The organism is Flavobacterium sp. TS_SC_5 (assembly GCF_056156265.1).
Genome location: NZ_CM149588.1, coordinates 2,103,304 through 2,129,298 on the forward strand (window position 1 = coordinate 2,103,304; position 25,995 = coordinate 2,129,298).

The 25,995-nt window shown below is 34.7% G+C and carries 23 protein-coding genes; 7 read left to right on the forward strand and 16 right to left on the reverse strand.

The window, feature by feature from the left end; translation table 11 throughout:
- Nucleotides 1–9 precede the first annotated feature (9 nt).
- Entirely contained in the window at nt 10–2,997 is a 2,988-nt protein-coding gene (locus AC0J6S_RS09365; protein WP_474953567.1) for a SusC/RagA family TonB-linked outer membrane protein, read from the reverse strand.
- Nucleotides 2,998–3,408: 411 nt separating this feature from the next.
- Here AC0J6S_RS09365 and AC0J6S_RS09370 point away from each other — a divergent pair, with 411 nt between their 5' ends.
- The 3 genes from AC0J6S_RS09370 (at nt 3,409) to AC0J6S_RS09380 (ending at nt 6,324) form a co-directional block, all read left to right on the forward strand.
- Nucleotides 3,409–4,272 carry a hydroxymethylglutaryl-CoA lyase gene (locus AC0J6S_RS09370; RefSeq protein WP_474953568.1) on the forward strand — a complete coding sequence of 288 codons (864 nt, stop codon included), beginning with the start codon at nt 3,409–3,411 and terminating at the stop codon, nt 4,270–4,272.
- Between the two features lie 109 nt (nt 4,273–4,381).
- On the forward strand, nt 4,382–4,933 hold the full coding sequence (locus AC0J6S_RS09375; protein WP_474953569.1) for a hypothetical protein: 552 nt from the start codon (nt 4,382–4,384) through the stop codon (nt 4,931–4,933).
- A complete protein-coding gene (locus tag AC0J6S_RS09380; RefSeq protein WP_474953570.1) occupies nt 4,930–6,324 on the forward strand; it encodes a DUF5723 family protein in 1,395 nt (464 codons plus the stop codon). Before AC0J6S_RS09375 ends, AC0J6S_RS09380 begins: the two co-directional genes overlap by 4 nt.
- Before the next feature lie 8 nt (nt 6,325–6,332).
- Here AC0J6S_RS09380 and AC0J6S_RS09385 read toward each other — a convergent pair whose 3' ends face one another.
- Nucleotides 6,333–8,846, reverse strand: coding sequence for a cation-translocating P-type ATPase (locus tag AC0J6S_RS09385; RefSeq protein ID WP_474953571.1), 2,514 nt, complete (start codon nt 8,844–8,846; stop codon nt 6,333–6,335).
- Nucleotides 8,847–9,010: 164 nt separating this feature from the next.
- On the opposite strand from AC0J6S_RS09385, the gene guaB reads away from it, so the two are divergent.
- Nucleotides 9,011–10,483, forward strand: coding sequence for an IMP dehydrogenase (gene guaB / locus AC0J6S_RS09390; protein WP_474953572.1), 1,473 nt, complete (start codon nt 9,011–9,013; stop codon nt 10,481–10,483).
- 84 nt (nt 10,484–10,567) lie between these two features.
- Here guaB and AC0J6S_RS09395 read toward each other — a convergent pair whose 3' ends face one another.
- The 6 genes from AC0J6S_RS09395 to AC0J6S_RS09420 all read right to left on the reverse strand — a co-directional run bounded on the left by AC0J6S_RS09395 (nt 10,568) and on the right by AC0J6S_RS09420 (nt 17,931).
- Nucleotides 10,568–12,130 carry a cation:proton antiporter domain-containing protein gene (locus AC0J6S_RS09395; RefSeq protein WP_474953573.1) on the reverse strand — a complete coding sequence of 521 codons (1,563 nt, stop codon included), beginning with the start codon at nt 12,128–12,130 and terminating at the stop codon, nt 10,568–10,570.
- A 41-nt stretch (nt 12,131–12,171) separates the two neighbouring features.
- Nucleotides 12,172–12,456, reverse strand: a complete 285-nt coding sequence (locus tag AC0J6S_RS09400) for a cation:proton antiporter domain-containing protein (RefSeq protein ID WP_474953574.1) — start codon at nt 12,454–12,456, stop codon at nt 12,172–12,174.
- A gap of 1 nt (nt 12,457) precedes the next feature.
- Nucleotides 12,458–13,063, reverse strand: coding sequence for an NAD(P)H-dependent oxidoreductase (locus tag AC0J6S_RS09405; RefSeq protein WP_474953575.1), 606 nt, complete (start codon nt 13,061–13,063; stop codon nt 12,458–12,460).
- 287 nt (nt 13,064–13,350) lie between these two features.
- The gene (locus AC0J6S_RS09410; RefSeq protein ID WP_474953576.1) at nt 13,351–15,591 is read right to left on the reverse strand and encodes a cation:proton antiporter domain-containing protein; all 2,241 of its coding nucleotides are present in this window, start codon (nt 15,589–15,591) and stop codon (nt 13,351–13,353) included.
- Between the two features lie 182 nt (nt 15,592–15,773).
- A complete protein-coding gene (gene purB / locus AC0J6S_RS09415; protein WP_474953577.1) occupies nt 15,774–17,120 on the reverse strand; it encodes an adenylosuccinate lyase in 1,347 nt (448 codons plus the stop codon).
- A 115-nt stretch (nt 17,121–17,235) separates the two neighbouring features.
- Nucleotides 17,236–17,931 carry an SIR2 family NAD-dependent protein deacylase gene (locus AC0J6S_RS09420; RefSeq protein ID WP_474953578.1) on the reverse strand — a complete coding sequence of 232 codons (696 nt, stop codon included), beginning with the start codon at nt 17,929–17,931 and terminating at the stop codon, nt 17,236–17,238.
- 217 nt (nt 17,932–18,148) lie between these two features.
- Between AC0J6S_RS09420 and AC0J6S_RS09425 the strand changes: the two genes are divergently transcribed.
- From AC0J6S_RS09425 to AC0J6S_RS09435, 3 genes are all read left to right on the forward strand, one after another.
- On the forward strand, nt 18,149–18,811 hold the full coding sequence (locus AC0J6S_RS09425; RefSeq protein WP_474953579.1) for a TrmH family RNA methyltransferase: 663 nt from the start codon (nt 18,149–18,151) through the stop codon (nt 18,809–18,811).
- Between the two features lie 79 nt (nt 18,812–18,890).
- Nucleotides 18,891–19,490: a TetR/AcrR family transcriptional regulator gene (locus tag AC0J6S_RS09430; protein WP_474953580.1), complete on the forward strand. Its 600-nt coding sequence runs from the start codon at nt 18,891–18,893 to the stop codon at nt 19,488–19,490.
- Nucleotides 19,491–19,552: 62 nt separating this feature from the next.
- Complete coding sequence (locus AC0J6S_RS09435) at nt 19,553–20,359, forward strand: haloacid dehalogenase type II (protein ID WP_474953581.1); 807 nt, start codon at nt 19,553–19,555, stop codon at nt 20,357–20,359.
- A 324-nt stretch (nt 20,360–20,683) separates the two neighbouring features.
- Here the strand turns inward: AC0J6S_RS09435 and AC0J6S_RS09440 are convergent, their stop codons facing one another.
- The 8 genes from AC0J6S_RS09440 to AC0J6S_RS09475 all read right to left on the reverse strand — a co-directional run bounded on the left by AC0J6S_RS09440 (nt 20,684) and on the right by AC0J6S_RS09475 (nt 25,575).
- Nucleotides 20,684–21,412: an LVIVD repeat-containing protein gene (locus tag AC0J6S_RS09440; protein WP_474953582.1), complete on the reverse strand. Its 729-nt coding sequence runs from the start codon at nt 21,410–21,412 to the stop codon at nt 20,684–20,686.
- A 3-nt stretch (nt 21,413–21,415) separates the two neighbouring features.
- Nucleotides 21,416–21,907, reverse strand: a complete 492-nt coding sequence (locus tag AC0J6S_RS09445; protein ID WP_474953583.1) for a hypothetical protein — start codon at nt 21,905–21,907, stop codon at nt 21,416–21,418.
- Between the two features lie 118 nt (nt 21,908–22,025).
- Nucleotides 22,026–22,460 (reverse strand): hypothetical protein, encoded by a 435-nt coding sequence (locus AC0J6S_RS09450; RefSeq protein WP_474953584.1) that lies wholly within the window; start codon nt 22,458–22,460, stop codon nt 22,026–22,028.
- A 162-nt stretch (nt 22,461–22,622) separates the two neighbouring features.
- The gene (locus tag AC0J6S_RS09455) at nt 22,623–23,066 is read right to left on the reverse strand and encodes an RDD family protein (protein WP_474953585.1); all 444 of its coding nucleotides are present in this window, start codon (nt 23,064–23,066) and stop codon (nt 22,623–22,625) included.
- Nucleotides 23,067–23,221: 155 nt separating this feature from the next.
- Complete coding sequence (locus AC0J6S_RS09460) at nt 23,222–23,422, reverse strand: DUF4177 domain-containing protein (RefSeq protein ID WP_131909291.1); 201 nt, start codon at nt 23,420–23,422, stop codon at nt 23,222–23,224.
- Nucleotides 23,423–23,792: 370 nt separating this feature from the next.
- Nucleotides 23,793–23,996, reverse strand: coding sequence for a hypothetical protein (locus AC0J6S_RS09465; RefSeq protein WP_474953586.1), 204 nt, complete (start codon nt 23,994–23,996; stop codon nt 23,793–23,795).
- 51 nt (nt 23,997–24,047) lie between these two features.
- Nucleotides 24,048–24,341 carry a Bor family protein gene (locus tag AC0J6S_RS09470; RefSeq protein ID WP_379858069.1) on the reverse strand — a complete coding sequence of 98 codons (294 nt, stop codon included), beginning with the start codon at nt 24,339–24,341 and terminating at the stop codon, nt 24,048–24,050.
- A 298-nt stretch (nt 24,342–24,639) separates the two neighbouring features.
- Complete coding sequence (locus AC0J6S_RS09475; RefSeq protein WP_474953587.1) at nt 24,640–25,575, reverse strand: alpha/beta hydrolase family protein; 936 nt, start codon at nt 25,573–25,575, stop codon at nt 24,640–24,642.
- Between the last annotated feature and the right edge of the window lie 420 nt (nt 25,576–25,995).

A 25,995-nucleotide genomic window follows, 5' to 3' on the forward strand; every position in this document is an offset into this window, starting at 1 on the left:
TTTTAATTTTTAAAAATTAATATTTACTCCTAAAGCAATTGTTCTCGCAGGTGGGGCAGAATAAAATTCTTCTCCAATACCGGTATCATCTCTTCTTGCTTCTGGATCATAACCAGAATAGTTTGTGAATGTAAGCAAGTTGACACCCGTTGCATAAAGGCGAACGCTGCTCATTCCAAGTTCTTTAATAGCATTCCCGGAAAGTGAATATCCTATGGTTAGGTTTCTTAAACGAACGAAATCAGATTTATCTAAAAATCGTGTTGATTCCCCAGTTCCATTACTTCCATATAATCTGGCTTGCGGAACATTAGTTATATCTCCAGGATTTTGCCAACGATTTAATTGATCAATAGTTTGGTTATCAAAATAATCAGCAGCTACAGATTGGTATTTTCCTGCTGAGTTATAAATACTGGCACCCCATTCTCCTTGAAAGGTAAAAGAGAAGTCAATTCCTTTAAAATTAATAGTGTTAGTCATACCTGCCATCAATGTTGGGAAAGGATTTCCAGAAACTACTCTTGAAGCCTCAGCATAATCATTTGTAATTGATTTGTCTAAAGATCCATCAGCAAGACGGGTATTTTTCACATATAATGCGTCACCGTTAGCAGGATCAACTCCAGCATATTCTGCCAAGAAAAAGGAAGATATATTTTCTCCTACTCTGTTAATAGTAAATGTAGTAATGATGTCTTTGTTATTATTTGGCATCGATAATACTTCGGATTGATTTGTGGTAATATTTAAGCTGGTATTCCATTTTAGTTTATCAGAATCAATATTTTTTGTATTTAAAGTAAATTCGACACCGCTACTTTGTACTTCTCCAATATTTTGGTTAATAGATGTCGCACCAGAACTTAAAGCCAATGGTACGCTAAACAATAATCCATCGGTATTTTTTTTGTAATAATCTGCTTCAACACTGATTCGGTTTAATAAGCCAAATTCAACACCAAAATCAATTTGCGTAGATTTTTCCCATGTAAGATTGTCATTTCCTGCTTGAGAAAAAGTAAGTCCTGATTTTAAATTATAAGGATTTGAACCGTACAATTGGCGGGACGCAAAATTTCCTAATTCGGCATTTCCTAATTTACCCCAACTTCCTTTTAATTTTAAAAAAGTCAAAGTAGCGTTGTCTTTTAAGAAACTTTCTTCTGAAATAATCCAACCAGCAGAGAAGGCTGGAAAAGTTCCAAATCGTTCATTTTTACCAAAACGAGAAGAACCATCACGACGAATACTAGCTTTAAAAATATATTTATCATCAAATGAATAAGTAATTCTGCCAAATTGTGAAACAAAAGTGTAATCCGTTTCATTTCCTGATCCTGCATTTACTTCTGCTCCACCATCTACAGTTTGAAAGGAGTCATTTGGAAAATAAATACTGGTTACACTTTGAAACCTGCGATTAAATTTATTGAATTCTATACCCGCAACGGCATTAATGTCATGTTTCTCACCAAAGGTTTTGTCAAAGGTCAAATAATTACTGTAAATGTAGGTTTCGTTATTGACAGAAGTGGCGAAAACTTCACCATCAGTAGCCATAAAAGGAGAATCTTTACCAAACCAAGCATCTTCTGTTTGTGATAAAAGGTCATAAGAAAAATCAGAATTTGCTTTTAGAGAAGGAATAATTTTGAACTCTCCGTACACTTTTCCGGTAACTCTCCTCATTAATGTTTTCCAAAATGAATTGTCAATCGCTAATAAATAATTTGCATACAGCGTATTTGGATTTGCTGTACCATCCTCTAATCGATCTGGAGATAATGGTGATTGGGCTACAGCCTGTAAAGGAGTTGTAAAAGAGTTGTCATCCTGAACTCGATCAATTTGTGATCTGGAAAAGCTCAAATTCATTCCAGCAGTGAATCGGTCTGAAACTTTGTGGGAAACATTCGTACGAGCAGTGACTCTTTCTAATGCATTACTATTAATGATTCCTGTCGTGTTGTTGTAAGCTCCAGAAAAGAAATAGCGAGTTTTAGCATCTCCTCCAGAAACTGAAAAATCAGCATCGGTGTTAAATCCGTCTTGAAATGCGGTATCTTGCCAATCGGTGTCTACTTCTCTGTTTCTCCAATCTGTACCTTGTGCCAAGAAATCAAAAGTATCTTCGGCTTCAACAGCATCACCAAGTCCATTGATAGAAGCTTCTGTAAATAATTCTATGTATTGGTCAGCATTCAGCCATTTTCTTTTATTTGTAGCCTGACTAACTCCTTGAGAAAGGTTGATAGAGAAAGTTCCTTTACCCTCTTTTCCTCTTTTAGTAGTAATCAATACCACACCATTTGCACCTCTGGCACCGTAAATTGCGGCTGATGAAGCATCTTTTAGTACATCAATAGATTCAATTTCGTTTGGGCTTAAGGTTAGTAATGGATTGGTTGGTGCACCGTTACTGGATTCATTTGTAGTTACTAAAGGAATTCCATCCAAAACATAGAGTGGCTGTGTTCCTGCACTAATACTGGCGGCTCCACGTACACGAATGTTTATTCCTCCGTCAACTTTACCATTGGTTTGGGTGATTTGAACACCTGCTAATTTACCCACTAAAGCATTTTGAACATTCGATACTGGAATTTGTTGGATATCTTTTGCTGTTACACGAGCAATATTATCGGTTAATTTCTTTTTGCTTTGGGTTCCATAACCTACAACAACTACAGTTTCTAATTGATTGGAAGCATCACTCAACTTTATCAGCATTGCAGTAGATGCAGGAATTTCTGCCGTTTTCATTCCTATAAAACTGACGATTAAAATTTGTCCTTTTTTTGCATTAATGGTAAAGTCACCATCAAAACCTGTTTGCGTACTGATAGTAGTTCCTTTAACTACAATATTAGCACCTGGAACGGGAACGCCGCCCATGTCGGTAACTTTACCGGACAAGGTACTTTCTTGAGCAAATGTTAATTGTACCGATAGTACAAATAGTAAACTCAAAAATTGTTTGAATTTAATTTTCATTTTTGGATTATTTAAGATTAGTTAGGTCAAATATCTAAATAAAATGTTAATTATGACGTATTATGTTTGAAAAAAATGTCTTAATGTTGTTTTATTGTAGATAATTCTATTTTTTTTAAGAAAAAAAATAGAATCAATAAAAATAGCGGATTATCTCTTTTATGTTAATTGTTGAAAATAGTATAGACATGCCATACCTTAAGATGGAATAGCTATTTAAAGGATTATCTAGTTGTAATTGAACTATTATTTCAGCTTTTGGACTAAAATTTTAATTTTTTTGTGTAAAATGTGGGTTAATAGAAATAATTAAGCTGTTACAATCGCTGAAATTCGATCAATTTTTGTTTATGAAAATTTAGTAAGTTAGAAATTTTGCAACTTTACAAGTTTTAGTATCTTTGGCTTCCTATGGAGCCAATAAAAATTATAGAATGTCCACGCGATGCCATGCAAGGCATTAAACCATTTATTCCTACGGAAAAGAAAGTGGCTTATATTCAATCGTTATTGCGGGTAGGTTTTGACAGTATTGATTTTGGAAGTTTTGTCTCTCCAAAAGCAATTCCGCAAATGCAGGATACGGCCGAAGTTTTGGCACGACTGGACTTGTCTCAAACCCGGAGCAAACTTTTGGCTATTATTGCCAATACGCAAGGGGCAACTCTCGCTGCAGTTCATCCAGAAATACAATATTTGGGTTTTCCATTTTCGATTTCTGAGAATTTCCAAATGCGGAATACCCACAAAACTATAGCCGAATCATTAATCACCTTGCATGAAATTCTTGAAATTGCAGATAAGAGTAATAAAGAAGTGGTGGCGTATTTATCAATGGGATTTGGAAATCCGTATGGCGATCCTTGGAGCGTTGAAATAGTAGGAGAGTGGACTGAAAAATTGGCTACTATGGGAGTGAAAATACTTTCACTTTCGGATACGGTGGGAAGTTCCACTCCTGATGTAATCTCATATTTATTTTCAAATTTGATTCCAAAATATCCCGAAATAGAATTTGGTGCGCACCTTCATACTACACCAGATAAATGGTTTGAGAAAATTGATGCCGCGTACAAAGCGGGATGTCGTCGATACGATGGAGCTATTCAGGGCTTTGGTGGTTGTCCAATGGCGACTGATGATCTTACGGGTAATATGCCTACGGAGAAATTATTGTCTTATTTTACAGCACAAAAGGAATTCACGAATATGAGCCCAATGAGTTTCGAAAGTGCTTATAATGAAGCTTCTAAGTTGTTTGGGGAGTTTCATTAAAAATAAAATAAACGAAAATATAGTTGAACTCTTTACAATGTTGATACTAAGTGTAGTATTGATGCGTTGAGTAATAATATCCACTAAATTACCCTTAACTTATAAAATTATGAAACGACCTGCTTTAAATAGAGTTGTAGGCCTATTAATTCTTCTAGTATTTTCTTTTTCATGTGCAAGTGATTTAGATTATAATCAGGCGAATGATTTAAAACTGGAGCCTATTTTCGTAGCTAATTTAATATATTTTGATATTCCGGCAAATGAATTTGTTACAAATGGAGTAGAGCAAAGCGTGATTTTTGATACACCAACCGTTGATGTGTTCAATGATGATTTTTTTAGAGATAATTTGAAAAAAGTAGAGTTTTTCTTTGAAATGGAAAACACCATAAATAGATCTTATTCAGTAGATTTAGTATTTTTAGACAATAATAATCAACGAGTTCATGCTACTAATTTTACTGTCCCGGAATACGCGGACACAGAAAATAAAGTGACCAAGACTGAAATATTCGAAAATGCCCAACTTGACTTATTAAAAAGAACCACAAAAATTGCTTTTACATTACGAATGTTGCCGGGTGCTCCAGTAAATGAGAATGGTTCAGGAAGATTAAAATTGCGTTCTGGTGTAACCGCTTATTTAGTAGTAGAATGAGAAAGTTAATTTTGATATTTATTCTATTTCTGGCAATAGATTGCTTTTCACAAAACAAACAAATTTTATATAATTTCACTTCAATACCACAGTCTCTGTTGACAAATCCCGGTGCGGATTTCAAGTATAATTGGTATGCTGGAGTTCCTTTGTTGTCTGGGATTTCTGCAAATGTAGGCTCAAGCGGGTTCTCAGCCTATGATTTATTTGCGGATAATGGAGTCGATTTTAATGTAAAATTACGCAATGCAGTATTTTCTACCACCCGAAAAGACAGAGTAGCCATCAACGAGCAAATAGAAATTTTTAACGGAGGTTTTAAAATAGCAGGACAGGAAAGTGATTCCTATATTTCGTTTGGAATGTACCAGGAATTTGATATGCTGAGTTATGTTCCTAAAGATATTGCCGTTTTAGCTTTAGATGGAAACAGAGACTATTTGGGTAAAGTTTTCAATTTAGGCGATTTGAGTGCCAAAGCAGAAATGCTATCCGTATTTCATCTTGGATTTCATAAAAACATCACCAAAAAATTTATTTTAGGAGTTCGTGGAAAAATTTATTCCAGTATTTACAATGCTAATTCTACAAATAACTCCGGTTATATTTATACAATCCCTTCATATACAGGAGTTTATGAGCAGATGATTTATTCACAATTACAGCTCAATACATCGGGAATTGCTAAATATGATGATGAAGATTATGAGCCAAATGTGGTTAAAGATATTACCAAAAGAGCTCTTCTTGGGGGCAATTTAGGGCTGGGATTTGATGCTGGTTTTACCTATTATCCAAAGAAAAACATACAAGTTACCGCCAGTGTTATTGACGTAGGTTTCATTAAACACACCAAAGAAGTGGAAAGTTTAACGTTTAAAGGTGCTTATAAATACGAAGGTGTGGTTCCAAATTTCAGTTCCGGAAATTCAGCCGAAAACGGATATCAAGAATTTAAAGATGCCATTCCTTTAGATACGTTGTATGCTGATTATACGACTTGGCGTCCGGCAAAGTTCAATACTTCGGTTCAGTATTCCTTTAATGAAGAAAGACCAGAAGATTGTAATTGTCTTAACTATGATCCGGAAACGACCTATAAAAGTGCGGTTGGTGCACAGTTATTCGTTATGTCTACGCCAAGAACACCATTAGTAGCTTTTACCACGTATTACCGAAGAAAAATATTCAAGGCATTGCAAATGAAAGCCACGTACACGCTAGATTCGTATTCGTACAAGAATATAGGATTGGGATTGTCCAGTCATTTTGGACCTGTGAATTTCTATGTTCTTGCCGATAATCTTTTAGAATATAGCGATGTTACCAAGGCAAATAGCCTTTCTTTTCAACTCGGGCTGAATGTTATTTTTAAGAATAGTAAAAAGTAAATTGCTGATTAAAATTGGACTTTTCTTCGTTTAAATCCTTTGTAAATTTCTATCCAAAGTACGGCAACAAAACCTACTAAAATACTTAACCCTACTTGGAATCCCGAAACCGTTTCGAATTGGAAAAAAGCAGCAAATAATGGTACAAATAATAACGAAGCTGTAATTAGAATGGTTACGCTGATGATCATCAAAACCAGATTATTTTTGTATTTTAATGTTGTAAATATCGAGTAATAGAAAGAACGATTCGTCAGCGTCAGAAAAATGTTAGACGAAATTAATGTTAGAAAAACTACTGTTCTTGTTGCGCTCTCCGAACAATTTGTGGCTACACAATATTGGTAAACAAACAAAAGCCCCGCGGTAATGACAAGTCCTTGAATTATACTGATGGTAACTTCTTTAAGTTTGAAAAAAGTATTGGTAAAGGGTCTGGGTTGTACTAACATTAAATTCCGTTCCATAGGTTCATTTTCGTAAATTATAGAGCATGTTGGTCCCATGATTATCTCCAGAAAGATGACATGAACCGGTGAAAAAATATTGGGGTAAATCCAACCCAGTGCCAAAGGAATAAAAACAATCATTATGATTGGAATGTGAATGGAAATGATGTATTGTATCGCTTTTTTTAGGTTGTAATATATTTTTCTGCCCATGGCAATGGCATCAATCATTTTTGAAAAATCATCATCAATGAGAATAAGATTGGCAGCTTCCTTCGCAATTTCAGTTCCCTTTTTTCCCATGGCGATTCCAATGTGTGCTGATTTCAAAGCGGGTCCATCATTCACACCGTCACCAGTCATAGCTACAATTTGATTATTGTCTTTTAGTGCTTTTATAATCTTGAGTTTGGCCTCGGGAAACATTCTCGTAAAAATGGACGTTTCCATTACTTTTTCTTTTAGTGTAACATCGTCCATGGCCATTAATTCGTCACCATTGAGCGTTTTATCGGCATTTCGAAAACCAATTTGTTTGGCAATTGTAGCGGTTGTTTCGGCATTATCGCCTGTAACGATTTTGACTTGAATTCCGGCTTTATAAAAAGTTTCGAATACTGCTTTGATATTCGCTTTTGGAGGATCGTAAAACGCAACTAATCCTTTAAAAATAAAGGAGAATTCCTGTTGCTTTTTAGGATAATCAGTGCCTGAAAATTCAGCTAAACCAACGCCCAATACCCGATATCCCTGCAAAGCCATTTTGGTCATTGCGGATAAAATTTGTTGTTTTTCCTTTTCGGATATATTTGAAGTTGCGATCAATGCTTCGGGAGCACCCTTGGCAGCAATATATCTCGTTCCATCTTGATTTTCGAAAACATGGGTCATCATCGGTGGCTTGCCATCTAATGGATATTCGTGTACCAATTTAAAATTAGGTCGTTCATCTGCTATTTTTAACTTTGAATACGCTTCATGCAATGCAATTTCCATCGCGTCAAAGGGAATGGGTTCGCTGGCCCACATGGCGAGAGTCAGTAATTCGATGTCACTATTATTATTATTAGTTTCATCACTGTTGCTTCCTTTAATAGTATCATCAGATAACGTGTACCATTGCGCCAGACTCATTTTGTTCTCAGTAATTGTTCCCGTTTTATCGGTGCAAATTACGTTTGCACTTCCTAAAGTTTCGACCGTTTTTGTCTGTTTTACGATGATCCCCATCTTCATTAATCGCCAAGAACCAAGCGCCATGAAGGTGGTGAAAGCAACCGGAATTTCTTCAGGAATGATACTCATAGCCAAAGTAAGTGCATTCAATAAGCTGTCTAAAACATTATTTGAATTGTAATAATTGATAACCCAGACAAAGCCAAAAATCACTAAACCAACAAGTGACATTTTTTTGACAAAATTCCCCATTTGCTTTTGCAAAGGTGTTTTTTCTTCGACAATAGCCTCCAGGCTTTTACCTATTTTTCCTAGTTGGGTTTTGTTGCCAATAGCGGTTACTTTGCAAATTGCCAAACCACCTGTTACAATGGTTCCAAGAAATACGGTGTTATTTTCAGCAGTTTCATTTTTAAAAACAGCCAGCGATTCCCCGGTAAGAATAGATTCGTTTACTGAAAAATCATTGGATTGAAGAATAACGCCATCGGCAGGAATAAAAGTTCCTTCTTCAGTTTGGATCAGGTCGCCAACAACAATTTCCTCGCTTGGAATTTCTGTTATTTCTCCATTGCGTATGACTTTGCTTTTGGGTTGGGATAATTTTTTTAAAGCTTCAATTGCCATTCTGCTTTTGGATTCCTGATACAATGAAATGGTGGAAACCAGCACAATTGCTGCACTCATGAAAATTCCGTTTCCGTAATCTCCGGTAATAAAATAAATACTGGTTGCGGTTAGTAAAAGTAGAAACATTGGTTCTTTTACCATTTCGAACAGGGATTTCAAGAACTGATTTTTTTTCTGATTTACTATAGAGTTTGAACCATTTTTCGTTCTCGAAAGTAAAACTGCATCATTTGAAAGTCCTTTTAATTCTTGTTGAGTTTCTGTCATAGCAAAATAAATGAAATGGATTTTCTGGGTTGGAGAGCAAGGGGTATTTTGGAACCAAAGAATTGACATTGAACTGCAATTTAATTATTTATTGTAAAATTATAGCAATTTTTTGCTTAAAATTATCTATATTTGCACGCAATTAAACTCCAACTACAATTGCAATGATCGCACACAACTCTAAGATTATCGGTGAAGGATTAACCTACGATGATGTTCTATTAGTTCCCAACTACTCAAATGTGCTTCCACGCGAAGTGAGTATTCAATCCAAATTTTCAAGAAATATAACGCTTAATGTTCCTATCGTATCCGCTGCTATGGATACCGTTACTGAAAGTGCTATGGCAATTGCTATGGCTCAAGAGGGAGGAATAGGCGTTTTACATAAAAACATGACTATCGAGCAACAAGCTGCGAAAGTTAGAAAAGTAAAGCGTGCAGAATCCGGAATGATTATCGATCCGGTTACTTTGCCATTAACTTCGACTGTTGCCGATGCCAAAAATGCCATGAAAGAATATGGTATTGGTGGTATTCCAATTGTAGATGAAAACCAAATATTAAAAGGAATCGTTACCAATAGAGATTTACGTTTCGAAAAAAATAGTTTAAGACCTATTGTTGAGGTAATGACCACTGAGAACTTGGTTACCGTGGCTGAAGGAACTTCTCTGGAACAAGCAGAAGTAGTTTTGCAAGGACATAAAATCGAAAAATTACCTGTTGTAAACGCAGCTTACAAATTAGTGGGTTTGATTACCTTTAGAGATATTACCAAATTAACCCAAAAACCAATTGCCAATAAAGATGTTTATGGTCGATTACGTGTTGCTGCAGCGATTGGTGTTACAGGTGATGCTGTTCAAAGAGCCGAAGCATTAGTGAACGCCGGTGTTGACGCTATTATTATTGATACCGCTCACGGACATACTCAAGGTGTTGTCAATGTATTGAAAGAAGTGAAAAGTAAATTCCCTCAAATAGATGTTATCGTGGGAAATATTGCAACTCCGGAGGCAGCTAAGTTTTTAGTTGAAAATGGAGCAGATGGTGTAAAAGTAGGAATCGGTCCAGGTTCTATTTGTACGACTCGTATTGTTGCAGGTGTCGGTTTTCCTCAGTTTTCTGCTGTTCTTGAAGTGGCTGCGGCTATCAAAGGGACTGGAGTTCCAGTTATCGCTGATGGAGGCATTCGGTATACTGGTGATATCCCAAAAGCGATTGCTGCTGGTGCTGACTGTGTGATGCTGGGTTCGTTATTAGCTGGAACTATGGAATCTCCAGGTGAAACAATCATTTTTGAAGGAAGAAAATTCAAGTCTTATCGTGGAATGGGTTCTGTTGAAGCGATGCAGGAAGGTTCAAAAGACCGTTATTTTCAAGATGTTGAAGATGATGTGAAAAAACTGGTTCCCGAAGGAATTGTAGGACGTGTGCCTTACAAAGGAGAATTGAACGAAAGCATGCAACAATTCATTGGTGGTCTTCGTGCCGGAATGGGGTATTGTGGTTCAAAGGATGTTCCAACTTTACAGGAAACAGGACGCTTTGTTCGCATAACAGCCAGCGGAATCAATGAAAGTCACCCTCATAATGTAACCATTACAAAAGAAGCTCCTAATTATTCAAGATAACTTTTAGTTTTTTAAAACAATAAAAAAGGCATAATTAATTCCGTTATCGGTTTTAATTATGCCTTCTTACTTTTGTAAAAGTTTTTATTCTGAGGATTCCGATAGGTTTTTCTTCAAATGCTCGCTGTCCCAACTGTGATTGGTCGCAGCCACTTGAGAGTAAATATCACTCTTCAGCAGTTGTTCCTGAAGTTCAATTTCTTCTTTTACGGTTATCATGTAAGCCATTTTATCATGACGTTTTTCGGCCAATTTTCTAGTGGTAATTTCATCATATTTTATAAATTGCTGCCCTTGTCTGGTCGCTGTATATTTTCGATGACCCAATTCTACTAATGCATCAACACCCATATTAACGGCACTATATAATGTTTCCCGATAAATATGTTCAACTTTATGATCAATTAATTCATAAGCATCGTTTCTATTTCGGGCACGAGTTAGAATTTTTAAGTTTGGAAAATGCTTTTTCAAAGTTTCAATCACTTGTAAATTCACTGTAGGATTATCTATAGCAGCAATAAAAATTTTAGCATTTTCGCAACCTGCGGCTTTCAATAATTCCAGTCGTGTGGCATCACCATAATATACCTTGAACCCCATTTTTCGCAATAAATCAATTCGATCAGAATCATAATCCAGAATGGTTGCTTTTACTTTATTGGCTCGTAACAAACGTCCAACCGTACTTCCAAAATGACCAAAACCAGCAATAATTACAGGGTTGTCTTCGTCTATGAAATCATTATCCTTTTTTGTTTCGGTTATTTTATCTTTATACCTTGAATTAGGATAGATTAACCGCTCATTTATCAATAATAAAAAAGGAGTTGCTACCATACTCATTGCGATTACTGCCATTATTTGATTGGCCAACATGTTAGGGACAATATTCAATTGCATACAAAAACTCATAATTACAAAGCCAAATTCTCCAGCTTGGCTTAAGCCAAAAGCAAACAATAAATTTTGATCGGTATTTTTTTTATGAAATCTGCTGATTACAAATAAAACTGCGAATTTCACAAGAGTCAGGATGGCTCCAAAAGCAAAAATGAAAAGTGGATTTTCAATAATCAGTTGAAAGTTTATCGATGCGCCTACGCCAAGGAAAAACAATCCCAAGAGCAACCCTTTGAACGGTGCAATATCACCTTCTAATTCATGGCGAAATTCGGAGTTAGCCAATACTACTCCTGCCATAAACGCCCCAAGTGCAGGGCTTAAGCCAACTAATTGCATAGCATAAGAAACGCCTACAACCAGTAATAATGCGGATGCTGTAAACAATTCTTGCAACCTTGTTTTTGCAATGATGTGCAATAAGGGAACAAATAGAAAACGTCCCGCAAAATAAATGGTCGAAATACTTCCTATAACAATTAATGTTTGCAGCCAACTGGAAAAACCACTGATTAAGGATTGTTGTGCTTCATTTGTTGTTTCGATATTTACAGTTGACAAAAGCGGTAGAAAAGCTAAAATTGGGATTACTGCAATATCCTGAAAAAGTAAAACTGCAAAGGAGGAACGTCCAACGGAAGTGTTTGATAATCCTTTTTCCTTTAAAGTTTGTAATACAATAGCCGTAGAGGATAATGTCAAAGCCAATGAAATAGCCAAAGTAGTTTCCCATTTCCAGTCCATAAAAAATAGAGATCCTAGAAAGAGAATGAGCGTAGTTCCTATTATTTGGCCGAACCCATCCCAAGAATGAATTTTCGCATTTTCCAAAACTTGTTGGGTTCCAGTTCTAAGCCAATCAAAAACAGCATCATCACTACACCAAATTCAGCAAAATGCATGATATCCTGACCCTCCTGACCAATAAACCCAAGTACATAAGGACCAATTACGATTCCGGCTAATAAATAACCTAAAATAGAACTCAACCCTAATTTTTTAGCAATGGGGACACAAATCACCGCCGCTGTTAAATAAATGATTGCTTGTAATAAAAAATTGGTATCCATCTTATGTTAGTATTGTAGCAAACCATTCGTTCAAATAACGGTATTGCAAAATTTTATCGCTCTCTAAATCATTATTTTCTAAATAGTCCAGAAAATAACCGTAAACCAATCCGTTTTTTTCGTAATCCTCCTTAGTCATGTTGTGTGTACCATGTACCACAAAAGGGGGTAAATAAGTCATATTACACACTTTTGCCGTTTGATTGAACGGTTCTAATAATTCTAGAACAGTGTATCTGTCACTGCCTGTTTCGCAATAGTTTTCTTTGTCACCGCCAGTTGTAATTACCTGAAAAATAATTTTATCCTGTAACGCAGTCCCTTTTTTGCCATACGCCCAATTGTGTTCCAGAACCATATCAATCCATTGTTTCATTAATGGCGGACAGCTATACCAGTACATGGGATGATGCCAAATTATAACATCGTGTTGACTTAATAACGCTTGCTCTTTTTTTACATCAATATCAAAATCGGGATATTCTTCATATAAATCATGAAAAGTTATGTTTTCTGAATCGGGAATATTTTCCACCAAAGCTTTATTAGCTTGCGATTTCTCAAAAAGCGGATGGGAAAATAAGATTAAGATTTTGTTTTTTGACATGAAAATTATTTTTGCTGTTTCTTTTTTGAGTTAATGCGTATTATCTATTTGATTTTTAGAATTGTATGAAATTTAAAAACATACTGAAAGATATAAAATATTGGTTAATTGTAATGCTATAATTTTTTCAGAAGCTATTTTTTATTTTTATCGTTAAAAAACAGAAAATCCTGTCAAAACAAAATCGTAACTTTTATTCTGACAGGATTTAATTAAATAGATATTGGTAAGCAATTATTTTACCAAAATTGATTTCTAATTATAATTTTAGAAACTTTATTTAGTGTCTAATTTTTGAAAAATGTGGTTAGTAATTTTTTGCTTCCCACTACCCAAAGAATATCATTTTTTTCTAAAATCATATTGGATTCAGGATTCAGAATTCGTTTTCCACTTCTTTCAATTCCTACAATCAAACCTTTTGTTTTTTCACGCAATTGGGAATCTCTGATGTTTTTACCAATAAACTCTTCTTCTTTTAATTCTAATTGTTTTAAAATAATATCGGTGTCCGTAACTTTTTCTGGGATTTCTATTTCATTTTGATGCAAATACGATTTAAATTCCTTGACTTGGTTGTCTGTTCCAATGACACAAATTTCATCACCGGGAAATAAACGTTCGCTTTTATTTGGAATATTAATCATGATTTCCCCACGTTTGATGAAGGCAATATTAATGCCTAATTCTTCTCGAATTCGCAACTCTTCTAATGTTTTTCCAGCAATATTAGATGTTGGAGCAATGTCAAAAGTGGTCATGTGTCCATCCCACGGCGTCAAATCACTTCTGCTTCTAATCGCTTTTTTGATTTCTCGGGCATTAAGATTTTTTAAGAAATGATCTTCTATTTTATGGTACTGCGCGTTTAATTTTTTTGGAAAAACAAAATAAACAACAACCGCTGCTATCAAAGCAATAAAAGCAATTATTGGAGAGAAAAATATATTTAATAAAAATCCAATATAAAAAAGAGTCAACACCATTCGCAATAAAATCATCATTAAAATAGGTCCGCGATATTTGCGTTCTTCTCTTAAAATAGCCACTTCTTTTGCAGCAACGCGTCTCAAAGAAAGTGCCCATAAAAAAGGAGATAATATAACCAAGGTAATTAATGCGGCAATTATATTTCCAAATTGGGAGTCTTTTACTAATGGTAAAATGAATTTCGACGAAAGTAAAATAACTGCAACAATAATTACGGAATGGATGACTACTTGGGTCAGAAAAGCGCGTACGACTATCTGCCAGTTGCTGACCAATTTTATAGATTGCGCATTGGCACTGTAACGTTCAATTCTTTTAGTCCATTTTCGAGGCAATTGCTTTTCTAAGTATTCAGAAAACGGGGTGGCGAATTTCACCATAAAAGGCGTAGTAAACGTAGTTACTGCTGATACTGCCACTACAATGGGATATAGAAAATCACTAGTTACATTCAAGGTCATTCCCAGCGTGGCAATTATAAAAGAGAATTCCCCAATTTGTGATAAACTCATTCCAGTTTGCACCGATTGTTTCAGTGGCTGCCCTGAAAGTAAAGCACCAATCGTAGAACTGATGGATTGTCCCAAAATCACCACGAAAGTCAAAATAGCAACAGGGAACGCATATTCGTACAACGTATCTGGGTTAATTAACATACCAACCGATACGAAAAAAACAGCTCCAAAAAGATCTTTTACGGGTTTAACTAAATGTTCAATATGTTCTGCCTGCGTTGTTTCGGCAATGATGGAACCCATGATGAATGCGCCTAAAGCAGGAGAAAAACCAACATTAGCAGCAAGAATAACCATCATCAAGCACAAAGCAAGTGAGATGATTAGCAGCATTTCGTCGGTCAAAAGGCTCTTTGCTTTTTTAAGTAATGTTGGGATAAAAAAGATACCGCCTACAAACCATATCGTCAAGAAAAAGATCAATTTAAAAACAGACAATAACAGTTCAGTTCCTGAAAACTGTTGGCTCACCGCAATTGTAGAAAGCAAAACCATCATCAAAATGGCAACGATATCTTGGACAATAAGCGAACCAAGAACAATTCCAGCAAATTTTTGGGTTTTTACTCCGAGTTCATCAAAGGTTTTCAAGATAATTGTAGTAGAGGAAATGGAAAGGATTACTCCTAAAAAGATACTGTCCATAGGTTTCCAGCCAATCCATTGGCCTACTAAATAACCGATGGAAACCATTGCAAGGATTTGGGTTATGGCGGTAATTGATGCGGTTCCGCCAACTTTCATCAATTTCTTAAAACTGAATTCCAGTCCTAAACTGAATAATAAAAAGATTACTCCAATCTCGGCCCAGACTTCTACGCTTTTTATATCTTTTATAGATGGAAAAAAATCAAAATGGTTGCCAGCCAAAAATCCAGCTATTAAATAGCCGAGAACTAAAGGTTGTTTGATTTTTTTAAATAACAAAACGGCCACCGCGGCGGTCATTAGGATTAATCCTAAATCACTGATTAAGGGTTGTAAATGGTGTGTGGCGTTTGCTACTGTTTCTGCGGCATCCATAGGCGTATATTTGTTTTTTAAGGTTTTGTGTATGTTGGTAAGATATAAAAAAACTTTAATTTTGAAAGTATAATTAATGCTTAAAACAGCTTTTATGATTTTTTTAGCAACAAAAATCCCGTTGAAAAGAAGTTAGTGTACCTTTTCAACGGGATTTTATAAAATCGAATAATTTTGTTAAACTATATTCCTAAGAAATTGCTTGGAGTGATTTGCATCAATTCTGCTTTGATTTCATCCGAAACTTCTAAAGTTGCTATAAAACCGTGAATTGCTTTTTTATCAATCGCTTCGTTGGTTCTGGTCAATCCTTTCAACGCTTCATACGGATTTGGATATCCTTCACGACGCAAGATGGTTTGGATAGCTTCGGCAACAACAGCCCAGTTTTTCTCTAAATCTTCGTGGAATTTTTCTTCGTTCAATAACAATTTGTTCAATCCTTTCAAAGTAGCTTCAAAAGCGATTAACGTATGTCCAATTGGTACACCAATATTTCTCAAGACAGTACTATCCGTCAAATCACGCTGTAATCTTGACAGAGGTAATTTAGCCGATAAATGTTCAAAAATCGCATTGGCAATTCCTAAATTCCCTTCTGAATTTTCAAAATCAATAGGGTTTACTTTATGTGGCATTGCCGAAGAACCTATTTCTCCCGCTTTGATTTTTTGTTTGAAATATTCCATTGAAACGTACGTCCAAATGTCTCGGTCTAAATCAATGATGATGGTATTTATTCTTTTCAACGCATCAAAAAATGCAGCGAAATGGTCGTAATGTTCAATTTGTGTAGTAGGGAAGGAGTGGTGTAAACCAAGGTTTTCCTCTACAAATTTACCGCCGAATTTTCTCCAGTCAATTTGAGGATAGGCCACGTGATGTGCATTGTAATTTCCGGTTGCACCACCAAATTTAGCCGCAAAAGGAATATTAAATAACAAACGCATTTGCTCTTCCAGACGTTCTACAAAAACACCAATTTCTTTACCCAAACGCGTTGGAGAAGCAGGTTGTCCGTGTGTACGCGCAAGCATTGGAATATCCTTCCATTCGATACTTAAATCTTTTAATTTAGAAGTCAAAGTAATCAGTGAAGGCATGTATACTTTCTCGAAAGCTTCTTTTGTCGAAAGCGGAATCGCCGTGTTATTAATGTCTTGGGAAGTCAATCCAAAGTGGATAAACTCTTTATGTTCTGATAATCCTAATTTTTCAAAAGCATCTTTGATGAAGTATTCGACCGCTTTTACATCGTGGTTCGTTACTTTTTCGGTTTCTTTGATCCAAAGCGCATCTTCAGTAGAGAAGTTTTTATAAATGTTACGTAAACTTTCAAATACATCTGGGTTTACGGTTGTTAGTTGAGGCAAAGGCACTTCGCATAAAGCAATGAAATATTCAATTTCAACCAATACACGGTATTTGATTAAGGCTTCTTCCGAGAAAAATGGAGCCAGTGAAATAGTCTTGTTTCTATATCTTCCGTCGATTGGCGATATAGCATTCAATTCGTTTAAAGTAGTCATTGTTTAGTTGTTTGTTCGAAAGGCACAAAAATAGTTATAAGTTATAAGTTATGGGTTATAAGTTTAGATTTTTATTGCAATCACAATTGATTTTTTGCCATAGTCATTGTCTCTGTTATTGCAAATCATTGAGCAGTTTTTCTTTCAAAAATGCAACTCCTTTTGAAGCCACTTCAGGAATCACTTCCAATGGGTTTCTAAGATTTGGGATTTTTATCGGTTTTGGATCAATATAAAAAATAGGCGTTTCTCGACTTATAAAATCGATTAATCCTGCCGCAGGATACACCTGTAAGGATGTCCCAATCACCGCAAAATAATCCGCACTTTGAGCAAGTGTTATTGCTTCATCAAGCGCAGGAACTTCCTCGCCAAACCAAACGATATGCGGTCTTAGTTGATTTTTATTTTCATCGAAATCACCAAAATTCAAATCCTCCTGCCAATCCAGAATGTAATTTGGATTTTTAGTACTTCGGACTTTCAATAATTCGCCGTGCAAATGCAACACATTAGAACTTCCGGCACGTTCGTGTAAATCATCCACATTTTGAGTAATGATGAAAACTTCAAAATCATTTTCTAATTCAGCCAGAATTTGATGACCCAAATTAGGTGCAACTTCTTTGAGTTGTTTTCGTCTTTGATTATAAAAATCCAAGACTAAAGCCGGGTTTTTATGCCAACCTTCCGGAGTGGCGACATCATTGACGTTAAGACCTTCCCAAAGTCCGTCACTGTCACGAAAAGTTTTGATGCCACTTTCGGCACTGATTCCTGCTCCAGTCAAGACGACAAGTTTCTTTTTCATTTTAGATTAATTTGGGCGTGACCACAAGGGTCGGGCTTTCGGCTTTATCTTTTTGGCTAAAAAGCCCAAAAAGGATATCGCCTCTATCCCTCACGCGAATTCCGTAAACATTCATAATTCAATTGCTAAAGACCAATCCCAAAAGTTGTCTCCAGAATCTATCTTTGAAGGTATAAAACTAGTCTTTTTTACTATTTTTGCAAAAAAATAATCACCAATGATTGATTTAGAGTATCTCGCCTTTCTTGAAAATATATTGACTGATAACCGAAAAGAAAAATTTCAGAAAGTATTGGAAAACAGAACCAAACATTTTACCATTGCTGTCGAAGATATTTTTCAAATGCACAATACTAGTGCGGTAATGCGAAGCTGTGAAATTTTTGGAATTCAGGAATTGAACGTTATCGAGCAGCGTTACGGAAAAAGTATCGATAAGGAAATTGCGATGGGTGCCCAAAAATGGGTCGACATCAATACATTCGATAGCATTACTAATTGTGTTGATACGTTGAAAAGTAAAGGTTACCAAATCATTGCTACCACACCACATGAGAATGATTGTTTGATGGAAGATTTTGATATCATGAAACCGTGTGCTTTATTTTTTGGAACAGAAAGAGACGGATTATCAGAAGAAATTTTGAAACGTGCCGATGGTTTTCTTAAAATCCCAATGGTAGGTTTTACCGAAAGTTTGAATATATCGGTTTCGGCGGCGATCATCATTCAAAACTTGACGAATCGATTGCGCAATTCAAATATTGACTGGCATTTATCTGAAAATGAAATTTTAGAAAAGCGTTTGGCTTGGGCCAAAAATTCCATCAAAGACATCAAGCGAATTGAAGAAAGGTATTTTGCTGAAAACGTGAAATAGTTTTTTTTATAATGTTATAGTAAAGTTATTTATTTTAGATAATAACATACCAGTAGGAATGTTTTAGTAAATTCGTAATATGAAGCAAGAAATTAAATCGGAGTTGACCAGACAATTAATTATCGATAAAGCATTTGTATTGTTTTATAAAAATGGTTTTAACGCTATTAGTGTTGACAGGGTGATGAAGGAGACAAAGCTTACAAAAGGAGCTTTTTACCATCATTTTAAAGACAAAAAGGAGTTAGGTCTAGCGGTTATCAGTAATAGGATTCACAGTAGAGTTTATGACAATATGGTTCTTCCTTTGCTAGAAGTAGGAGATCCATTTTCGATTTTAAAAACTGTTTTTTGCGAACGAATTAAAAATTTTTCAATTGAAGAGAAACAATCTGGTTGTCCAATGAATAATCTCATCAATGAAATTTCAGATACTGAAGTAGCGTATCAATTGGCATTAAAAAAAATTATTGAAGAATGGAAATTAGCACTAATTCAGCTTTTAGAAAAAGCAAAAGCAGATAACTTGATTGCTAGTGAAGTAAATACTTCTTCTGTCGCAGTTTTTTTAATCAGTGCATTTGAAGGTGTTAGAGGAATTCGGAAATTGTACAATAATGATGTTGTTTTAGAGGATTATCTTTTAGCAGTAGAGCGCTATATAGATCTTTTAAGATAATTTTTTTAAAGTAAAAACATACTATTAGGTATGTTTTTAAAATATAATTTAAATAAGTAAGAATGAAAGAATTTAAAAAAAGCAGACGAAATTTTATTAATAAGGCGATAGCTGTGGGTGGAGTAGGAATTGTGGCTCCGAGTCTTATTTTTACTGCAAAAGGGAATTTAATTGGAGTTAAGGATGAGCAAAAATACCAGCGTCCGAAAGTATTATTCTTTGATGTTAATGAAACATTATTAGACCTGAATGCGATGAAAAAAAGTATAGGAAATGCTTTAGGAGGTAGACCTGATTTAGTATCGCTCTGGTTTACAACAATGTTACAGTATTCATTAGTAACTACAGTAGGAAATCAATATCATGATTTTGGCAAAATAGGAGGTGCAGCGCTAAAGATGGTCGGTCTTAATAATGGTGTTGTTATTAGCGATGAACAAGCTGGCGAAGCAATTAAACCAATTTTATCTTTACCAGCGCATCCTGAAGTAAGAGAAGCGTTGATGCTATTGAAAAAAGAAGGGTATACGTTAGTTTCGTTTACCAATTCATCCAATAAAGCAGTTGAATCCCAATTGAAAAATGCTGGTATCTATGATTTGTTTGATGATCGATTAAGTATTGAAGACGTGGGTAAATTCAAACCGCATTATGATGCTTACAGTTGGGCTGCAAGAAAAATGGGATTTGAATCTAAGGACTGTATGCTTATTGCAGCTCATGGTTGGGATGTTGCTGGGGCAAATTGGGCTGGCTGGCAAACGGCATTTGTGAGCAGGCCTGGACAACAGTTATTCGCTCTGGCAAATCCACCGGAAATAAATGAAAAGAATCTTTTGTTAATTGCAAAACAATTAATAAAATTGTAGGAGACTTGAAAACTGAAATCTTAGAAAATTACTTAAAAGTTTTTTTTAGTACCGTAATAAAGGAGGTGACGCTATTTGCTGTTCTACCTCCTTTGTTTTGTGTAATAGTTTGCAGTAGTTTAAACTTTTATGGACATTATCTTTTGTATTGCAAGGGGATTTAGTGTTTTCTTTTCACTTGGTGCTTATCGCTTTGTAAATCCGAAACCCGGTTCGATTATCTAAGTACTGATTTTCACTACCGTTTATAATCCAGCAAAGTTTTCAAAACCTTGTAAGTATCATTTTGTAGATTTAGAAATCTTTAAAGTCACAAAAAGAACATTAAAACGTTGTTTCACTCTCCAGTTGTATGTCTTTTATGTCATTTGGATTCATTTTATAACGATATACGCCTTTGTTCCCAATGGCAAATAAGGTGTTGTCGCGTACAATTAAATCAAAACAATTTTTGTCAATGGCATGCACCAAAATAGGTTCAGCAGGATTTTGAATGTTAAATATTTTGATAACATCATCGCAAACCAATAAATAATCAGCAGTGTAAAAACTGATGCCTTTTGGTTGTGACAGTGTTCTGCTGTGAATTAATTTTGGGTTTACAAGATCTTTGGTGTCATAAACCTGCAAAACGTTAGTATTATTACCACAAGTTGCGTTCGAGTTCAATGTCACATAGGAGTGTGTACTATTGGCAATGACCGGATCGCAAGCGGTAAAGTGTTGCACACTGGACAACTTTGTTGGGTTTTCAGGATTGGTGATTGAGTAAATAAACATTCCATTTCTAGATCCAATAAATAAATTATCGCCGTATGAAAACAAGGTTTCAATATCAAAACCTATTGGGATTTCATTGACTTTTACGGGCTTTTCAGAATCGATTAGCGAGAATACATTCAATTTCATTTGGTCTACGCCGTATAAATAATTTCCTTTGATGGCAAAAACTGCAAGAGAACCGCCTTGGCCTATATCGCCGTTTTGTGCGCTGTCACTGTCCGAGCAACCCATTATAAGCACTAGTAATACGAAGGATATAATTTTTTTCATATGTTACTTGATTAAAGTCCAATCGATTATTATTTCATTTTCTTTAGTGTAGCCATATAAGCCGTTTGGAGCTTGCTTTTGCGGGAACACATTTCTATTTCTGTTAGTGACTGTAAAAATTTTGGTGGTAGGATTGAAAGTGGCAGTAACCAAATCTACTGCTTGGTTGATGTACACCGTATTTCCTTTGATGGCTAAGTCAGTAGCGCCCGGAGCTTTTATAAAATGGAGTCGGATTGGTTTCTTAGGATCCGTGTAATCATAAACATGAAAACCTTTATTGACATCATTGATAAACATCAAATCGTCCTTGATATAGATTTTCCCCGATTTAATAATGGGTTGCGCATTTTGAAAAGCAATCGAACTTTCCAGAGCGCTGCGGGCAATAATCACCGGTTTGTATTGTTGTTGAGCAAATTCACCGTTATCCGATGTTGGCCAGCAGGAAATGAATAAAAATGAAACCAGCAGGAGAAGTACTATTTTTTTCATTGGGAAATGTTTTTATAAAGATAGCAAAAAGAGGATTTGGTTGCGTTATGAAGCTGTTATTGTTTGTGTTGCACATGCAATGAGACATTAGCTTTGAGCAAGCGTAATTATTTAATTTTCAATTTGTAGAAAATTCGGTGTTTTCAAGTCCGCTATTTTGTGTAATTATTTTCACGAGTTTTTCCAAATCGGTACTAGGAATGTTATTGATTTCGAATATTTTGTCGGTTCCGGATTTCTGAATGATTTTTAAATTAGTAGTGTCTAATTCTAATTTCTTGACATTTTTAAATGTTATAGACTTACTGATAAATCTATTTATTTTGATGGTCATTCCCCGTTTATTCCATTCAACATAATTTTTGTACCAAAACATTTTACTGTAATAGGCTGCTTGGATAAAGAAACCAATGGAAGCCAAAATTTTATTCGTTCTTTTATATTCAAAGTCAATAATTTCAAAGCTACCCATAACAATAAAAACCAATGAGATTAACATTAAAAGTGATGTCCAGTTTTTAAATGTCAATTGATTGAAGTGTATTTTTTTCATTTTTCTCGGTTCTTGTTAATGCTTTAGTAGTTTTATGTGTCGATGAAATTCAGCTTCTTTATGAAATTTTAATATTATAAAAATTGCGCAAAGTCAAAGACATTTGCGCAGCATTTAGGAAAAAATTATATGTTTTTTAGGGATACTTTACAAAGTTGATTTTTATTCGTTTTTGTTTTTTTCAACTACTAAAGTTTTTGTTAATTTGTCATACAAATTTTGATTTTTTTCATCCCACAATAACCATATTACTGGAATAACAAAATATGCAAAAGCATATTTCAAACATTCTCTAATTGCTCCTTTTTCCGCTTTATTATAATCTTCGCCAGTTTCTTCTGAAATTACTTTGAGATTAAAAATTCTATGTCCAAGATTACCAACAAATAGGGGATAAAATATAGCTCCAATAATTAATCCAGTGATTGCAGCATAAATAATTTCTGTTAATTCAAAATCACTATTCCAATATTCTGAAATTGATTTTCCTAACATTAAGTAAACACTTATGCCTAAAAGAGTAAATATTACACTTTCTATTAATGAAGCGATTAATCTTTTTCCTTTTGAAGCTAATTTATATCCATGTATTTGCGTTATGTTCATTTCTTTTAATATTAAGGTATTGTTTTTTTAATATGCCGAAACGGTTCGCATATTTGTAACGGCCGGGTTTCAAATTCTTGCCCATGTGAATGTTCTCAAGAATTTTTTCTAAACGGGTTTTTTGATTGGGAAAGAGTATTGTTGGCTGACTTTGATTAAATATCTTTCTCAAAATACAAATGAATATAAATGGCAGAACCAAAATTTGTTGATGTTGAGGTAGTTAATCTGTATCCTTTTGAGGCATATTTATCTAGTAATTGCTGAATTTCTTTTTTTGAGTCATTAGCAATGTGCTTTGAATCTAAAGTCAATTTAGAGTAATAAATTAAACTTTCTACTTTGTATTCTTTCATAATGGTTTTTTTGGTAATGTTAATAGTGTTCTAACTTTCCATGTAAATATAGCTGGTTTTTATTACAAAAAAAATGCTTTCTCTTATTTTTCAAAAATAACTCAAACAATATACACGATTCATTTGTAATAAATTCAAGGATTTTTTCACTAAATTACCTTTGAAAGTCAGCCACTTTTTGACGTTTTTACTATAATCTCCATTTATAAAAATTGCGCAAAGTCAGAGACATTTGCGGAGCATTTACGAAAAATTAATTTGATTTCAAAGATACTTTGCGGAGCTGTGTTCTGTTCAAATGGAGTTTCATTGTTTGTGCTGTGCATGCAACGAAACTATAACTGTTGTGGGGCTACTTATTAGGGTTGTCTTAATTTCTCTCTTCACTTTTTTTTTTAAATGGATTTGTTTTGTAAACTACAAAACCGAAAATTAATAACAATAATAATTTTCCAATTAAGAATCCATTTCCATAATTGTTGAGTTTTTCGTAATGATAAACAAAAATGTTTGTTATGATGTAAATCAAATACAATATTGTAATTATCGATGCGTAAAATATTGTTTTTCTCATTTTATTTTAAAGTTAGGCGATAATATTTTACTATTATCGCCCTAAGTTCTGTTATTTTGTTACAGTTGTTGTAGTTGGAGTGTAAATACTGAAAGTGATTGCAGCAATTAAACCGTTTACAAAACTCTGTCTTGTAAATACTGTGTAATCTGTTGCTTCTCCAGCCATTTCTTTAGAGTCTGAAACTCCAACTGGTGCTAACCCACCAATTACATAATGATTCCATTTAGTAACTTGAGAGTTACCTTGTGCACCTTTACCAACTACGCTTGTGTATGAAAAACAAGACGTTAACATAATTGACATTGCGAAAGCAATTGACAAAACTTTGAATGTTCTTTTCATTCTAATCATTTTAAAAATTATTATTGTTTACTCACTTTGAGCTTTTTTTAGGCATTATTTTACTTCGGTTTATATGCTTTTCCGATTTCAGAACTTAACAAGCAAGTTTTTCAAACTTCGTTTCAGAGTGTTTTTAACCTCAATTCGGTTTAACTAGCCCACAGCGTTTTGCATATTTATGAAGTGGCGGCCTTTGAAAACCGATGTTTCTATTTGGTGCTTAACGTTCTTTGATGCAGAAAGTTTCAATTTAGCACTAAACCTGCCATTTTTTAAATATGCTCTTACCCAGCTGGCGTTATTTCTGTTTTAGTAACCATTTTATTAATTCCTCATTATCCACAATACTCCAAGAATGCGGATGTCTTCTATCGTCAGGTTTTCTATAACCTTTATTTTGTGTTGTTATTAATTCTGCACTTTGATTTCCAAGTCTATTTAGTTCATTAATCATTGCGGAACATTCTGTCGCATTTATACCCGTAAAGTCCGCACTGCGTTCTTTTAACCACCAATTTATGTCAGGTTCTGTGTAAATTCTCAAAGGCATTTTTATCAATTTTTTAATTGCTCTTTGAGTTGTGTCTGAAAATGAGTAAGGCGAAATATTGTAATATTCGGTAAGGTTTGTTGCGGGACTTCCACCAGTTTCTTTTTCAAGTCTGTCTATCATATAAACATTCTCTTGATTGGCTTCATTATCTTTTGAAAGTCGAATATCTCTTTTTGCGGAACTATAAAATCTTTCAAAGTCGAGTGGTGGGTCAATCGCAAAAACTGCTGTTGGTTTAATTTCTGCATTTTCAGCATATTTAATCACACAACTACCACCGATTGAAAATCCACCAACATAAAATTTTTGGTCAATAAGTTTGTGTTTAGAGGTTACATCTTTAAGAATTCTGTCAAAAGTTTGTTGGCTTAAACTGTCTACACCAAAAGATAAAACACCGTCTTGGAAGGTCGGAATAATTGTCAAAATTCCGTTTAATGCTATTTTATTAGGTAAGTCAGTTTGTTGTAAAACGTTTTCTGCTGTTTCACCAAAACCTGGAATTAGAAAAATGTATCCTTTCCAAGGAAGTTTTGGCGGATAAATTATTGTGTAACAATTTTTTGTTTTATCGGTTACGTCAAGAAAAATTTTTTCAATTTTTGGGATAGATACTTTCTGTCCATTACAATTAATAGAAAAAAGTGAAAAAGTTAAAATTATTAAAATAAGTCTATTCATAATTGTCTATTCTTTTTTTGCGGTGCGCTACGCTTGCTAGTAACTTTCATATAGGCCTGAAGTTATAAGACTTATCACACCATAATTGGATTGATAGGTCTGATAAACGTCAGATTTTTCTATGTTCAAATATATAAATAAATCGCTGAAAATACTTATAAAAAATAAAACAACAATTTATTTATTCTCAAAGATATATTTTTTGATTACAGGACGAGTACGGGAAAACGTAAACGGAGTTATTTAAGGCAAAATCCCTAGCCCCGACAGCAGAGGAAAGCCTATGCCGGTTGAAAACCACCTTTTTCTGGTGCTGGCAGAGCGACTAAAAGAAGCTCCTGACAGCGGCTAGAAAAAGGGTTTGAAACCAAATAGCTTGCAACGTAGGGCGGGAATGGCTCCTGAAATAAATTCAGAATA

What these genes read in the sequence shown, in the direction of transcription:
- AC0J6S_RS09425 (WP_474953579.1), top strand. Translation starts at nt 18,149, where the DNA reads ATGATTGATTTAGAGTATCTCGCCTTTCTTGAAAATATATTGACTGAT.
- AC0J6S_RS09385 (WP_474953571.1), bottom strand. Translation starts at nt 8,846, where the DNA reads ATGACAGAAACTCAACAAGAATTAAAAGGACTTTCAAATGATGCAGTT.
- AC0J6S_RS09430 (WP_474953580.1), top strand. Translation starts at nt 18,891, where the DNA reads ATGAAGCAAGAAATTAAATCGGAGTTGACCAGACAATTAATTATCGAT.
- guaB (WP_474953572.1), top strand. Translation starts at nt 9,011, where the DNA reads ATGATCGCACACAACTCTAAGATTATCGGTGAAGGATTAACCTACGAT.
- AC0J6S_RS09395 (WP_474953573.1), bottom strand. Translation starts at nt 12,130, where the DNA reads ATGGACTGGAAATGGGAAACTACTTTGGCTATTTCATTGGCTTTGACA.
- AC0J6S_RS09450 (WP_474953584.1), bottom strand. Translation starts at nt 22,460, where the DNA reads ATGAAAAAAATACACTTCAATCAATTGACATTTAAAAACTGGACATCA.
- AC0J6S_RS09380 (WP_474953570.1), top strand. Translation starts at nt 4,930, where the DNA reads ATGAGAAAGTTAATTTTGATATTTATTCTATTTCTGGCAATAGATTGC.
- AC0J6S_RS09370 (WP_474953568.1), top strand. Translation starts at nt 3,409, where the DNA reads ATGGAGCCAATAAAAATTATAGAATGTCCACGCGATGCCATGCAAGGC.
- AC0J6S_RS09405 (WP_474953575.1), bottom strand. Translation starts at nt 13,063, where the DNA reads ATGTCAAAAAACAAAATCTTAATCTTATTTTCCCATCCGCTTTTTGAG.
- AC0J6S_RS09470 (WP_379858069.1), bottom strand. Translation starts at nt 24,341, where the DNA reads ATGAAAAGAACATTCAAAGTTTTGTCAATTGCTTTCGCAATGTCAATT.
- AC0J6S_RS09455 (WP_474953585.1), bottom strand. Translation starts at nt 23,066, where the DNA reads ATGAACATAACGCAAATACATGGATATAAATTAGCTTCAAAAGGAAAA.
- AC0J6S_RS09440 (WP_474953582.1), bottom strand. Translation starts at nt 21,412, where the DNA reads ATGAAAAAAATTATATCCTTCGTATTACTAGTGCTTATAATGGGTTGC.
- AC0J6S_RS09445 (WP_474953583.1), bottom strand. Translation starts at nt 21,907, where the DNA reads ATGAAAAAAATAGTACTTCTCCTGCTGGTTTCATTTTTATTCATTTCC.
- AC0J6S_RS09465 (WP_474953586.1), bottom strand. Translation starts at nt 23,996, where the DNA reads ATGAGAAAAACAATATTTTACGCATCGATAATTACAATATTGTATTTG.
- AC0J6S_RS09410 (WP_474953576.1), bottom strand. Translation starts at nt 15,591, where the DNA reads ATGGATGCCGCAGAAACAGTAGCAAACGCCACACACCATTTACAACCC.
- AC0J6S_RS09365 (WP_474953567.1), bottom strand. Translation starts at nt 2,997, where the DNA reads ATGAAAATTAAATTCAAACAATTTTTGAGTTTACTATTTGTACTATCG.
- AC0J6S_RS09435 (WP_474953581.1), top strand. Translation starts at nt 19,553, where the DNA reads ATGAAAGAATTTAAAAAAAGCAGACGAAATTTTATTAATAAGGCGATA.
- AC0J6S_RS09420 (WP_474953578.1), bottom strand. Translation starts at nt 17,931, where the DNA reads ATGAAAAAGAAACTTGTCGTCTTGACTGGAGCAGGAATCAGTGCCGAA.
- purB (WP_474953577.1), bottom strand. Translation starts at nt 17,120, where the DNA reads ATGACTACTTTAAACGAATTGAATGCTATATCGCCAATCGACGGAAGA.
- AC0J6S_RS09375 (WP_474953569.1), top strand. Translation starts at nt 4,382, where the DNA reads ATGAAACGACCTGCTTTAAATAGAGTTGTAGGCCTATTAATTCTTCTA.
- AC0J6S_RS09460 (WP_131909291.1), bottom strand. Translation starts at nt 23,422, where the DNA reads ATGAAAGAATACAAAGTAGAAAGTTTAATTTATTACTCTAAATTGACT.
- AC0J6S_RS09400 (WP_474953574.1), bottom strand. Translation starts at nt 12,456, where the DNA reads ATGGATACCAATTTTTTATTACAAGCAATCATTTATTTAACAGCGGCG.
- AC0J6S_RS09475 (WP_474953587.1), bottom strand. Translation starts at nt 25,575, where the DNA reads ATGAATAGACTTATTTTAATAATTTTAACTTTTTCACTTTTTTCTATT.